Source organism: Camelimonas lactis (assembly GCF_004342915.1).
Classification (GTDB): Bacteria; Pseudomonadota; Alphaproteobacteria; order Rhizobiales; family Beijerinckiaceae; genus Camelimonas; species Camelimonas lactis.
This window is the reverse complement of the sequence record NZ_SLWL01000009.1, coordinates 1-12,631: the sequence shown is the minus strand read 5'-3', so window position 1 is coordinate 12,631 and position 12,631 is coordinate 1. Positions and strand designations below refer to the sequence as shown.

Genomic DNA, 12,631 nt, shown 5'->3' with positions numbered 1-12,631 from the left:
ATACCCGTTTGAACCTTACCTTTTGGTCATGCTCGCAAGCAGCTTTGCAACTCCTTTCATATGCGGGGCCAACCCCCGACATCTTGCTGACAGTGACACCTTGAACCAGTGGGCCCGCGCCTCACGCATGCAGGCCTTTTCGACAAATTGCCGTCAAGCAACTGGCGCAATATAGCCACATTGGAGCCGAGGGCAAATCAGCGCCTCAAGACCTTTCGACATGCGCTCGTCATGTCGAAGTGACGGACTGAACGGCGCGAAGTGCCTATCTCTTTGATTTCGCACGTTTCCACAAAATTATGGGAACGGAAATCGTCACTGCAGTCCAAATCGTAAATCGACCGCAGAACACTGTCGTGCCGCTTCCCGAACACCTCCGCAACATGCCGGCTGTTGGCCAGGACGGAAACTGCCCCGACGGCGCCTCTCTGAGTGTGTGGGCAGACCCTGCGTGACGTTGACAGAAGAATCACGACGGCGTGAACTGCCCCCTGCAAACGCAATAATCTCAGACTATTGGCGCAGGAGGCGGACATGGAGAAAATGACATCGAAGAGACGGCGCGGATTTGCTGCAATGGATCCGGAGCGCCGCAAGGAGATCGCCAGCAAGGGTGGCCGGAGCGTACCCGCTTCAAAGCGGGCTTTCTCGACCAGCCGCGATCTGGCGGCCGAGGCCGGACGCAACGGTGGTCAGAACATCAAACCTGAAGGCCGGAGCTTCTCCCTGAATCGGGCGCTCGCGTCATCAGCCGGGAAGCGCTCACGTAAGGCTGTGTAAAACTGGCGCGAGCCTACTGAACAGCGTGAGAGCACCGGGACTAAACTCCGCATGTGTTCGTCAGTCATTGCTCTGCGTCCCGGTATTGTGTCGGTTGCCCCAACGTGACGTTGACCAGCCGGGACCGGTCATGCCCCAATGAATGCAGGGGGCACTGATATGAAGTTCGTGAGGGTTGGCCTTGCTTTGGCTGGCATGATCGCACTGATAGCGCCAGCGCACGCGCGCAGCTGCAAGGCGGCGTCATCGTGCCGCGAGGCCGTGGAGATGTGGTGCAATGGGTATTCCGGCGCCGACAGAGACAACGATGGAATACCGTGCGAGAACGTGTGCAGGACCAAAGCGCAGGTCGATCGCATCAAAGCGGAAATCGGCTGCGATCATCGCTAGAAGATTTGGAAGTCCAAAAAATGCGCCCGGCAAATTACCTTGTGATTTTTGGACTAGCATCGCTGCTTGCCGCTGGCGCCGCTCATGCGCGGGAGTTCGGCGGGTACGAATGCACTGATGACTGCTCAGGCCACAAGGCGGGTTACGACTGGGCAGAACGCAGGAGCATCCGTAGTCTCGGCCAGTGTGGCGACATCCTGCACACGTCGCCGAACAGCACGTCCTTCTATGAAGGCTGCAAGGTTTACGTTGAAGACTCAAGCCGTGGTTCGGATGAGGACGACGATGGTGACGCTATCGATTGAGCCATTGTAGTCCGTAGCCTACCGCCCCTTCTCCAGCGCCCGCCACTCCCACGGCGGAAGGAAGTCATAGGCCCACATGCCGGCCTTGGCGGCCCTGGCAGCGTCCTCTGCCATCACGTAGCGAGTGCTGTAACGCCGATAAGCGAGCGCATGTCCTGAGCGGACCATTGCGTCGCCGATGTCTTTGCCGCCGACCTCACACTCGGCCAGAACGCGCCTGTAGCGATCAGTGCCAGTCTGGCTGCAATAGACCGTCTGGCGGCCGATTATGTCTGCCAGAAACCAGGCAGCATCGCGCCCGCAAGCCACGTCGCGCTTGCCCTTGGCCTCGCACACCTGGTTGCTTTCTGGGGCGTCGATGCCCTCCAGCCTGATCCTCTGGCCATGGATCTCGATCGTGTCGCCATCAATAACGCTGGCCTGACCGACCACGAGGCCAGGGATATCGGCAGCGCTGGCAAGGGTCGGGAGGAGGCAGAGGGCCGCGGCGAGGATTTTCATCAGAATTGCGATGTTGTGTGAAAGGCTGGCAGTCACCCAACCACCAGCCCGTCAGGTCAGTATGTTATGCAAGAAGCACTGTTGCCAGAGCGGTTGCACTGCGTGATGGACGGCGGCGTGTAGTCGCGCCCTCTCTGTGGAAACTGCGGGAAGACGCCGTTCGACGGCCCGCACTGATAAGTCATGTAGTACCAAGTCACAGGGCCGGGAGCGATATCGGCGAGCAACCCGCCCGCCTTGGAGTAGCTGTCTACGACCGAGTACGGCCCCCTGCACGTTGCATTTGCAACAGCGAAACACTGTGTTGAGGACTGGCTACACTTCGTTGTGTGAACTTGGGTGCCTGTGGGGCCGATGACGCTCTCTGTCTTTCCCGTATTGCAGGCAGCCACACCAATTGAGATGCCGATTAAAACCAATGCCTTGCGCACGCTTCCCCCCTCCGTTGTTACCGGTCAACATCGCTCATTGTTGGATGAGAATCAATTGCTTGTGACGGCCCTTTGAGGTTGTAATCTGGCTCAAGAGCAAACAGCGATTTACCTCACACGGTATTGGCGGACGACACCATGCAGGATCGTTACGCAGGGGATATTGGCGACTACGTGAAGCTGGCGCTGTTGCGGACTCTGTCTTCCGGACGCGCCCTTGGAGTCGCTTGGTATCTTTATCCCGACGAAGGCCACAACGGTGATGGCCGACATACCAGGTACCTGCAACAGCCAGAGAAATGGCGGGCTCTCGACCCCGAACTATTTGATGCCCTGGCGAGGGTGGTCGACGCGGGTCGCTCTGTGAAGGCCATTGAGGCGTCCGGACTGATGTCAGCCACCTACCATGGCGCTCCTCTGACGTCGGGAAGCCTGCCTTGGCAGCGCCGGTCAGGGTGGCGCGCCGCTTGGTTCGAGAGCCTGCAAAGCGCAATGCAAAGCGCAGACATCGTATTCGCCGATCCTGACAACGGGCTGGTCGACGACGATCCCCGGCGCCGCGGCAAGTCAAAATTTGGGAAACAGATTCCTGTGGCAGAAGCCCTAGCGCTGGCCCACGGCCGATCAGCCGTAATTTACCATCACAACACGCGTCGGGCTGGCGGGCATGACGCCGAAGTGGATCACTGGCTACAGCAACTGGGGCCCCACACATTGGCGGTCCGTGCCACATCTCACAGCTGCAGGACATTCTTCGTGCTCAATCCAGACGCCGAGATCCAGGAGAGGGCCTCAAGGTTCTGCAATCAGTGGTCGAAGCATGGTGTCAGACTCCACTGTTGATGCCGACAAGGCGGCGTCTGCGCGGGCGGCTGCTGAGAGGATACGAGTCCGCATGGCGCGGGCCGCTGAGGACATTTTTTTAGTCGGTAGGGAGCTTACCGAACAGAAGCAGTCACTCGGACACGGGCAATTCCTCAAGTGGCTTCGAATAGAGTTCGACATGAGCGAGTGGACGGCGAGAAATTTCATGAACGTCTACGGTACATTCAATAAATCGGGAACGGTTCCCGATTTACCGCCAACCGCCCTATACGCCCTAGCCGCGCCCAGCACCCCAGAACCCGTCCGTGCCCAAGTGCTCGAACGCGCCGCCTCTGGAGAAAAGGTGACGGCCAGTGCATGGATATCCCAAAACAAACCCGCCGGCTGGCGTGGGCGGGCAACTGGAGCGCCCTGGGCAGCTGGTGCCAAAGTGTGCCCGTTGGGATGGCACACCTACCGCGGGTGGTGCGTCCGTCCGTAGCCGCCTGTAGCCGTCTGTAGGGGTCTGTAGCCCCCCACACGAGCGAACCACCGGCTTTGCTACACTGTCTCTGCCTCAGCACGCTTCTGGATGTTGATCCAAGTTGCAAAAGATAGAGTCGGCAACCGGTATCTCCCAGGGCGCGACTCATCCGAAACAATAATATCTTTAGCCTTTAGCGCACGAATCGCATTGTCAACCGTAGTTCCTTTGAGTTTGCTTTTCGCGATGATGTCAGAACGCGATATCCAAACGTCAACACCGTCCGCCATGACGTGCAATACTTTGCGATAATCATCAGAGGCAGGCGTATTGTACGCTTTATCAAAATACTTGGCTCCGAGTTGGTCAAACGCCCCATTCTCGGTAAATAAACTTGATAAAAAGTCAGATTTATCAATATTGTTGTCGGAGTCATGCTCAAATGCGCAATATGCAAATTCCTGCAGAAAATGCGGGTAACCTTCGGAGAAGCTGCCGATCAGATCCTCAGCGTCAGGCGCAATCGTCACAGGGGATGTGTTTTTTTTGTTCGCATCCTCTAACCCCATGCGCAACACTTGGCTTCTTTCATTTGGTTCGAGCGGCTTCAGATTCAATATATGAAACAGACGAAGCGACGATTCGTGGCTTTCTCTAAGTCTGCTGCTCAGATTTGGTAGACCAGCGAGCCCTATACAAACCTTCTCGCACTGACGCGACGTCATCTCTTCAGTGAGCAGTTTACAAAATAGCCCCAAATTTGCCGTCGCAGGTGGGGCATCTGCTTCGTCAAGTAAAAGCAGTATGCCATCAAACGCATCTCCCATTCGCAAGATTGCGAGTTCAAAGTCATCGATAAGCGCAGAAAATGCCTCATCGACTTGACTGGTTGAAGGATGGATCCTCACGCCAGCTATTTCTAGTCGCGATAAAACTGCAATAGAACTTAAAACTAAACTGCCAAGCTGAGACATTTTTGATGTCTCACGCTTCAGTTCCTTAGCGACCCTTTCCACTATGGTATAAAAATCATCATCTTTTCTAAGTTTTAGGCTGACAACAATAAAATTAAATCTTTGCTTATTAAGAGTAATCTTGCCCCGCGCAGATAGCTGCTCAAGATGCACGAGCGAGGATTTGCCGATTCCACGTTCACCGGTTATAGCAAAGTGCTTTGGGTTGCCATTCTGAGTTTGCCGAAGGCAGCCCTGAATATATTCAATTTCATCAACCCTCCCAGCAAACATGCCTGGAGGAGCCGCCTTATCCGGCCTGAATGGATTGTATTTGTCGCCCATATTTCTCTCTATTGAACTATAGCAGTGATCGTCAAGTGCACATCATAGTCCAGCCGCCCGCTTGGGGATATACAGTGGCGATCAGATTATCACTTTGCCCACCACGCCCCCCCCAACCCAAAAATCCCCGCCCTACAGCCCATTTCCCCGCCGCGCCGCCGTATAGGGGTGCTGCCCACTGCGAAACGGCCACAGCGCGCATTTCGCCGCCTGACAGGCCTTTATTTCCCCTACCTGCCCACCGCAACAGTCCCGGCACTTCTCACGGATCGCCGACATCGGCGATCGCGGCTCGTGACCAGCCAGTGCTGCGCCGGCCGCAGTCGGCGGCCAGACGGCCGCCATTTGTTCGCGGTTCATACCTTGAGCATCCTTCCCAGCTCATGCTCCAGCCGTTTGGTGAGCACCGAATCGACCATGTCTTCGACGATGGTTTCGGTGCGCTTGCGAACCATCTCCCGCGGTATCGCTGGCCCCCATAGCTTGCGGATCGGATGCCGTGCATCGCTGGTCCGGGCGAATATGTGTCCCGCGCCAGCGCCTTTGGTCAGACCTGCCTGGCCACGGGCGATGAATGCGCCTTCATATGTCTCGTTGACACCCCATGCGCCAGCGGAGACGATCTGCGCTCGTGTTACGCCACCGAACCTGCCGTCGGCGCGCGGAACCAAGCGGGTGGCGACTTTCACGCCCTTCGAGTCAATCAGCGAGAAATGCCGGCCCGTTCCGGTGATCTCATAGATCAGGCTGTCCTTGTTGGCCTTCTTCGTGACGACAGCCTTATGAATGTTGAGATTCTTGACGCCCATGCCCGTCGACAGGACACGTTTGACGCGTGTGTTTGCCATATCGCCTGTGCGGTTGAGGGCCCTGGCCATGACGGGGCGCGCCTTGCCCTCGCCGATGGCCTGCAGTGCGGTCTGAAAATCCGCAAGATGCCGATCAGCGACTGTGATTTTGACTGACATCCTGCGCCTCCCTGGCTCGCTGCTGCTCAATGTCGTGCCGGTCTTCGTCTGTTGGTCCGATGTGCGGCGCCTCCAATTTGGTTGCGGCTCGACGGCGCAGGTCTTGAATTTGGGCCACAAGGGTGGTGGTCGCCGGGCCAGGGTTGTTGGTCATGTCGTGCTCCATGGTTGAGAATGGCCGGCGACCATCCGCCGGCCATTGGTTAGATCACGTCCGCGAACGTGCCGTCACGCGTGCGGCGCATCTGGTTGCCGAGTTCGCGGGTAACCTGATCTGCAATTTCGCGGGCGCTGGTGTTGGTGGTTGCGGTTACCGTCACGTGGTTCGTGATGGTAACATTCGCCGGTTGCGCCATCGCCGGCGCAGCCATCGGCCCAGCCACTGCACCGGCGACGGTTGCTGCACGCAACGCTCTCGTGATGCCAGACGATTCAACTCGCCCAGACTGGCGCGGCACAAACAACTCTGGCCCGCGTTCACCCACCAGATACGGTGATCCAGCCGATACCGGGCCGCCATTTGCGCGCGTTCCTGCCGGTGCTGGGGCGGCGGGTGTCGAGCCGAAGCTGGGCAGCTTGATCAGATTTGAAAGATCGATGCTACCGATCGCTGCGCGGATCCTGCCGGGGATGCCTTTGACCCACTCGATAAAGGCGTTGAACTTGGCGACAGCGCCATCCCACAAGGATTGCACCATTGCCTGGCCGGCGGCATACATTTGGCTGGCGCTGCTGGAGATTGCAGATGCCGTCTCGGACACCCAAGTCGCCGCCCGTTGGACAAACTGGGTCATCGCAAGAACGGCCGCGCCAACGGCTTCACCAGCCGCTGTGCCCCACGCCTCCCATTTCTTGCCGCTGGCGTCGACCTCGCCAGTCAGTTTTGAGAACCAGCCCCAGACGGTCGACACGGCGGAGATCACCGGCCTCAACAGTGGCTCCACTGGCGCAACAGCTTTCTGAAACGCAGCGCCGAACGCCTCGGCTGCCTGGCCCATGCCGCGCCAGTTGTTCGCGATGAACACCGCAGCCGCGCCGATGGCCACCAATATCGCGCCAATGCCAGTCGATATGAGCGCCAGTTTCATCACGCGCAGCGCACCTGTAACCAGCCCAATGGCCCCCGCCGCCAGCTTGGCCGGGTTCAGCAAGCCCAGCAGCATCATGCGCAGCGCCGCACCATGGCCAGCCACGGCGGCGGCTGCGGCGTAGCCGACGACTGCAGCGCGCAATCCGCGGAACGCCGCCGATACAGCGCCCACGACCGGAGCGATGAGCATGGCCTTGACCAGCTTGCCGCACGCCAACGCTGACGTCAGGGCGATCGCAGCCATCTGCAGAAGCGCTCCCTTGAACTGGAGGGCTGCAAACTGCGCAGCAAGGGCGGCAACCCTGAAGCTGACCAGCGCGGCGGCCGTCAGTGACAGTGCGCGAACCAGGCCGGGGTTCTTGTCGGCAAACCGGCCAAAAGCGTCGATCACCGGCTCCAGAATATCCATACCTTTCTTTAAGGCCGGGATGAGCGCGGTGCCGATGATTACAGCGACGCGGTTTAATCTGTTTCGCAACAGCTGCAGGTCGTTCGAGAATGTGGCAGCGCGGGCTTCGTATTCCTTCTGGGAACTTCCAAGGTATTTGGTCTCCTTGTCGACCATGCCCAGCACCTTGCGGAGCATGTCGAGGTTGGTCAGAAGCGGACCCAGGGCGCGAGCTTCCGAGCCAAACAGAGCGTTTGATACTTCAGCCTGCTGCCATTTCGGCAACTTGTTGATGCGATCCAGGACATCGAGCGTCTGCCCTACGGCGTCTTTTTGCATACGTTGGGCGACTTTGACACTATCAAGGCCAAGCGTGGCATACGCTCCTCGCTGGCCCTTGGTCGCGCCGCCGCCCTTGGTCAAGGCAAGGCCCATGTTTCTGAAGCTGGTAGCGGCCACTTCCGATTCAGCGCCAGCCGCGACCATAGCTGCAGCAAAACCTGCGACCTGCGGCGCCTGGAAACCGAATTGCTTCCCCATCGCGCCAACCCGGCGAACCACATCAAGCACGTCCTTGGCCGATGCGGCGCTGTTGTTGCTCAAGTGATTCATCGAGTCGGCAAGAGCGCCGACCTGCGGGATAGTCAGCCCCAGACCGGTAGACAGTTTTGCAAGGGCAGTGCCCGCCTCGCCAGCGCTGATGTCAAACGCAACGCCAACCTTGGCTGCCAGTTCGGTGAATTCCAGCAATACGGATTTGTCGAAACCCGACTGGCCGGCTGCCGCAACAATTGCCGACAGGTCTTTTGCCGCCATCGGGATACGCGTCGACATCTCTAGGACGTCGGCCTGGAATTTCTTGAACTCTGCCGGCGTCGAAAAATCCACGACCTTGCGGACGTCGGCCATCGAGTCTTCGAAGTCCATTGCCGCCTTGATGGGCGACGCGAACGACTTGGCAAAGACGTAGGCACCTGCGGCGGCGGACACGAGCTTCTGCTGTACCGCGGCAATCGCCAGGTCGTTGCGCCGGGCCGCCTTGTTGATGATGTCGAGTGCGCCAGCCATCGCCCTGGCCGGTGCGGTCACGCGGTCTACCAAGCTGGCTATTAATCTAGTTTCTCTGGTTGCCACCGGGGCACCTCATACAAAAAGAGCGCCCGACTGGGGCGCTCACCCGAAACCAAGCTCGCGCGCGACGCGATCGGCTTCTGTCTGGTTAAATGTTGCTGGCGGCTGGGTTTCGGCTTCGCCGGCTTTGGCGCGGAGCACATAGGTTGCCTCGTCAAACCAGGCCTCAACCTCATCGGGCGACTGCTCCAGCAGCCAGCCCGGCGAGGCGTGCAGGACGTGCGCGATTATGGCGATGCGTCGGCGCCAGCTGGTGGTTGGCCGTTTCCCATGGCTGCAGCGAAGGCTTCAGAGACTGATTGAAGGTCGGGAAGGCTGAGCTCTTCGATCACCGCCAACTCGACGTCGCAGAGCGAGGCCATCAGCGCATACGACTTGCGGGTTTCGCCCTGGACGGCATCACCGGCCAGCAGGTCGCGGGCTTTCGGTTCGCGCAAGGTCAGCGTGGTGTAGGTCTGTCCCGAAACGGTGACGGGCTTGGAAAGAGTGACAGAGTTCATGGTGACTCCAGAAAAAGAAGCGCCGCCCATGCGGGGCGGCGTGAGAGAGGAAGTTGTGAGGGTCAAAAACCATTGGCGCGGTTGAGATCCGCGACAATCTTGCGCCAGCCATTTGGATCAGGCGGTTCTGGTAGGGCAGCGGCTTGCACGGGGTCAGGCACCGCGAACCCTGCATGCTTGTTGGCTTCCGCTACCGCCGTCGCCCAGCTTCCCGTTGAGCGCATAACTGGCCGGCCTTCCGGCTGCGCGGTTACCGCAAGGGCTGCGGCCCAACTACCTTTTGCCGGCGAGACCCGCTCGTTCACCTCGGCAATCACTTTCGACCATCCGGGGTCCGCGCTGGCTCTGCGTTCGCCGAGGCCAGCCGCCGCGTTCACATCTGCAATGGCGATTTTCCAGCCAGCCGTTGGGTCAGGTTCTGGCGCAGCCACCACCGGGGGCATCACCGCAACGGGCGTCGGCTGTCGGCCCCATGCGTTCGCACTGGCCAACGCCTTCAGCGTGTCCGGAGCGTTCTGGTAGAGGCGGTAGTCAAAAGCCGTGACGGTCAGCGCCTCGGCGTCTTCTGTGGAAGTGGCAAAGCCCATCGCAACCGCGATGGCGCCGTCCATCCACGTCTCTGCGCGCATTGCATCGCGCATTTCACTCACGCCATTGCCGGTGCGGGCCGAGTAAATCCCGGCCATCTTGTCACCCAGCATGTCGAGAAAATCAGCACCACGCTTCAGGTCCGCAGCATTGCCAACTGACCATGTCGCCGGCTCGTGGATCATCAGCAATGCGCCCTCGCGCATGGTGATGCTGTCGCCAGCCATGGCAATAACTGAGGCCGCAGACGCCGCGATGCCGTCAATAACAACGTCTACGCCGCCCTTGTGTGCCTTCAGGCTGTTGTAAATCGCCAGGCCATCAAACGCGCTGCCACCGCCGCTGTTAATTCGGACGGTGGCGCGTCGGTTGCCGAGGCCCGCGAGGGCCTCAACGACCTGGCGGGCGGTGAAGTAGTCGTCGCTGAAATCATCGAAGTCAGCGCCGACCATCCCATACAGCGTGATGTCGCCGTTGATTAGGACGCTCATATGCCGAAATCATCCAGAAGCGGGATAAGGTCAGTCTGGAGCTCCCGCTCTTTCTCAGCGGGCTTTACATATTCGCCGCCCTTCCGAATTAGACTCTTCATGGTCGCAAGGGCATAGGATCCACTCGTGCCATTGCTGTTCCAGATGTCCGGAGCGTGCGTATTCAGATCAGGCAAAACAGTCACCGCCAACGGGGACTTCGCCCGATCCGGGGACCGGTGCGGATAATAGACCTCCTTGCGGAACTTACGGAGGGTCACATTCAAATTTGGGTCGCCGCCAGGCCACGCGTATAGTGCGCGATTGCCCTCAATACGTCTTACCTTTTTTTGCTGGTCATCAGGTAGAACACGGCTGCGGTCGCCGTCGACGCACCACAATTCAATCTCTTCTGAGCTGATGTCTTCCCGCTCGTACCCAGGCGCCAGAATGAGCTGCGTTTCTGGGCCATGCAGTCTTTCTGCTCCTTCCGGAAGATCCTCGTTTGCAGCCTGCACATCCACCTCGGCTTGGGCTACCGCAAGTAGGACGTCCCTGATCTGGATCGCCGCCTTCGGATAAATGCGCACCAGATCGGCGCTGGCTTTCGCGCTGGCTGCTTTCGCAGCGTCGTAAGCTGCCCGCTTGGCAGCCTGCGCTTCGCGGGCGATTGCATCGGCCAGCCTGGATTCTATCAGCTCCACCAGCGCCACTGCGCGATCAGCGCTACGGCGCGCGGCAGAGCGCGCGTCATCGGCTCTGGCGCTGGCGGCTTCGTCCAGATCGGTCAGGCTGGCCAGGTAGGCAGCTTCAGCCGACTCGAGGTCGGCCTGTGTCGCCTCGGCGTCAGCTTTTGCCGACTCCAGCGCCGACTGAAGTTCAGCAGCAGTCGACGTGCTTTTCTTGGCCAAACCGAGTAAGTCGGCGACCTTTTTCGTGAGGCCCATTCTGGGCTCCTTTCAGGTTGATCTGGAGTTTGGGCGTTCCGCCTGGCGCTCGGCGCCATTTCGCTCATTGCCGCGGCAAACCGTAACGGTGGCGCAATTCTGAGAGAAAAACGAAACGGAAGGCCCTTGCAAAAAATTGCACAGAGCGAGAGGCCGGGCGTCACACGCCCGCAATGAAGGAAGGGCCAAACACGGTCCCTACGCCCTGGGGGGGGCGCCCTGCCGTGAAACATCGCCGTTGCCCGTGTTTCACGGGGTTGGGTGACGTTGCGTCAGGCGGTGGGCGGTGGTTCAGCCGGCCACCAGCGCCATGTCGGCCTGCGCCACCAGTGGTGCCAGTTCCACCACCACGCATCCGCGCGGCACGCGGCCATCGCCCGCGGCGCGCGCGATACTGGCGAAGCTGGCGTCGACCGGGCCGTTTACGACGCGGGCGCTGTCAGCGGTGGCCACCAGCCATGTACTGCCGGACGGGAACAGGTGACCAGGCTGCCGCTCCATTGGCTGGCCATCAAGATTTACGCCGCCGGCCAGGTCGCTGGCCGCGTACGCTGCTCGGGCGGCGGCGCGCGCTGGTAGCCCCAAGCGGGTCAACTCGGCAGCTACAGCAATCTGGACGGCGCGGTTGCGAGAGAGCCGGATCGGGTCGCCATTGTGGGCGGCCGGACGATCGCCCGCGCGCAACTCGATAATGCGCCTGTCGAGCCAGGCGTTGATGGCTGGCCGCGCTGTGTCGGTCGCGGCCGCGACGGTCTGTACGGTCGCGTGCATCGCGGCCTCCTAAGATTTTGAATGGTCGGGTTGGGGGGCGAAAGAAAAACCGCGCCCGAACGGGGCGCGGCTCAGTGGTGAACATGAAAGCAGGGCGTGGAAGGACAGCAACGCACCCTGCTATATAACTTCCGAACCAGTTGCAGTTCAGGGCATCGTGTGCCGGATTTCTTCAAACTTTTTTGCGGCCTCGATCAGCGCGCGGCGGCCCGCGCGCTCCGCGGCCTTATCGTTGTTGCATCCAACAAGCCGACCAATGTCCGCGAAGCCGCGGGCCGATAGCGCCGCGTCGAGAATGTCGATTTCCAGCGGCGTCATCATCATCTGGACGTGACGCTCGCGCTCATCCCGGACGTGCGGCTCGTCGTCTGCGTGGTCATGACCGCGTGGCCGGTTTCGGTTCTGACCGCCTACAAACAGCTCCCAGAGATGCTTCGGCTCGCGTGGCAATGCAGCGGCGCCCGGCTTGTCAGCGCCTGCGTACCATTTGAAATGATCGTTGCGGCGCTCGGTTTCCTCGCGCTTAGCCTTTGCTCCACTAGCCCGCTCGGCGCGTTCGGTGGGTGTGAACCAGCGGCCGACGTTGTCAGGGTCGGCAGGGTCCAGATCCTCGGCAAGGTATCCAATGACAGCACCGGCCGGGATACGCATCATCACCGTGGCAAGCCTGCCTCTCTCATCATAAGCGATTGCCGGCTCGTAGCGCTCTCCATTCGATATGAGCACCCGGCCACGGCGGATCACTCGCCCCTTGTCGTCGCGTTCGATGTCATCACCGTCGGCGG

16 protein-coding genes are annotated in these 12,631 nt (G+C 59.9%); 5 read left to right on the top strand and 11 right to left on the bottom strand.

Features of this window, described 5'->3' with window-relative positions:
• Nucleotides 1-197 precede the first annotated feature (197 nt).
• Entirely contained in the window at nucleotides 198-536 is a 339-nt protein-coding gene (locus EV666_RS18890; RefSeq protein WP_132007404.1) for a Rha family transcriptional regulator, read from the bottom strand.
• Between EV666_RS18890 and EV666_RS10770 the strand changes: the two genes are divergently transcribed.
• The 3 genes from EV666_RS10770 to EV666_RS10760 all read left to right on the top strand — a co-directional run bounded on the left by EV666_RS10770 (nucleotide 535) and on the right by EV666_RS10760 (nucleotide 1,475).
• Complete coding sequence (locus tag EV666_RS10770) at nucleotides 535-780, top strand: con-10 family general stress protein (protein WP_132007401.1); 246 nt, start codon at nucleotides 535-537, stop codon at nucleotides 778-780. The two genes, EV666_RS18890 and EV666_RS10770, sit on opposite strands and share 2 nt — an antisense overlap.
• 138 nt (nucleotides 781-918) lie before the next feature.
• Entirely contained in the window at nucleotides 919-1,170 is a 252-nt protein-coding gene (locus EV666_RS18825; protein ID WP_132007398.1) for an excalibur calcium-binding domain-containing protein, read from the top strand.
• Nucleotides 1,098-1,475, top strand: coding sequence for a hypothetical protein (locus EV666_RS10760; protein ID WP_245514376.1), 378 nt, complete (start codon nucleotides 1,098-1,100; stop codon nucleotides 1,473-1,475). Before EV666_RS18825 ends, EV666_RS10760 begins: the two co-directional genes overlap by 73 nt.
• An 18-nt stretch (nucleotides 1,476-1,493) precedes the next feature.
• Here EV666_RS10760 and EV666_RS10755 read toward each other — a convergent pair whose 3' ends face one another.
• Entirely contained in the window at nucleotides 1,494-2,012 is a 519-nt protein-coding gene (locus EV666_RS10755; RefSeq protein WP_245514357.1) for a thermonuclease family protein, read from the bottom strand.
• Between the two features lie 533 nt (nucleotides 2,013-2,545).
• Between EV666_RS10755 and EV666_RS18225 the strand changes: the two genes are divergently transcribed.
• Together EV666_RS18225 and EV666_RS18885 are read left to right on the top strand one after the other, a co-directional pair.
• A complete protein-coding gene (locus tag EV666_RS18225; protein ID WP_165909980.1) occupies nucleotides 2,546-3,250 on the top strand; it encodes a hypothetical protein in 705 nt (234 codons plus the stop codon).
• Nucleotides 3,228-3,713 (top strand): DUF3102 domain-containing protein, encoded by a 486-nt coding sequence (locus tag EV666_RS18885; protein WP_376884530.1) that lies wholly within the window; start codon nucleotides 3,228-3,230, stop codon nucleotides 3,711-3,713. Before EV666_RS18225 ends, EV666_RS18885 begins: the two co-directional genes overlap by 23 nt.
• Nucleotides 3,714-3,772: 59 nt before the next feature.
• Here EV666_RS18885 and EV666_RS10745 read toward each other — a convergent pair whose 3' ends face one another.
• From EV666_RS10745 to EV666_RS18215, 9 genes are all read right to left on the bottom strand, one after another.
• A complete protein-coding gene (locus EV666_RS10745; protein WP_132007389.1) occupies nucleotides 3,773-4,993 on the bottom strand; it encodes an ATP-binding protein in 1,221 nt (406 codons plus the stop codon).
• 356 nt (nucleotides 4,994-5,349) lie between these two features.
• The gene (locus EV666_RS10740) at nucleotides 5,350-5,961 is read right to left on the bottom strand and encodes a phage tail protein (protein WP_132007386.1); all 612 of its coding nucleotides are present in this window, start codon (nucleotides 5,959-5,961) and stop codon (nucleotides 5,350-5,352) included.
• Entirely contained in the window at nucleotides 5,936-6,115 is a 180-nt protein-coding gene (locus tag EV666_RS10735; RefSeq protein WP_132007383.1) for a hypothetical protein, read from the bottom strand. The genes EV666_RS10740 and EV666_RS10735 overlap by 26 nt, the downstream gene beginning before the upstream one ends.
• A 49-nt stretch (nucleotides 6,116-6,164) precedes the next feature.
• Nucleotides 6,165-8,528, bottom strand: a complete 2,364-nt coding sequence (locus tag EV666_RS10730; RefSeq protein ID WP_132007380.1) for a phage tail tape measure protein — start codon at nucleotides 8,526-8,528, stop codon at nucleotides 6,165-6,167.
• A 269-nt stretch (nucleotides 8,529-8,797) separates the two neighbouring features.
• A complete protein-coding gene (locus tag EV666_RS10725; RefSeq protein ID WP_165909978.1) occupies nucleotides 8,798-9,070 on the bottom strand; it encodes a phage tail assembly protein in 273 nt (90 codons plus the stop codon).
• Between the two features lie 62 nt (nucleotides 9,071-9,132).
• Entirely contained in the window at nucleotides 9,133-10,149 is a 1,017-nt protein-coding gene (locus tag EV666_RS10720; RefSeq protein ID WP_132007374.1) for a head maturation protease, ClpP-related, read from the bottom strand.
• Nucleotides 10,146-11,075, bottom strand: a complete 930-nt coding sequence (locus EV666_RS10715) for a hypothetical protein (protein ID WP_132007371.1) — start codon at nucleotides 11,073-11,075, stop codon at nucleotides 10,146-10,148. The genes EV666_RS10720 and EV666_RS10715 overlap by 4 nt, the downstream gene beginning before the upstream one ends.
• A 291-nt stretch (nucleotides 11,076-11,366) precedes the next feature.
• The gene (locus EV666_RS10710) at nucleotides 11,367-11,846 is read right to left on the bottom strand and encodes a hypothetical protein (RefSeq protein WP_132007368.1); all 480 of its coding nucleotides are present in this window, start codon (nucleotides 11,844-11,846) and stop codon (nucleotides 11,367-11,369) included.
• Between the two features lie 147 nt (nucleotides 11,847-11,993).
• The coding region (locus EV666_RS18215) for a hypothetical protein (protein ID WP_165909977.1) at nucleotides 11,994-12,631 on the bottom strand (638 nt) is incomplete at its 5' end.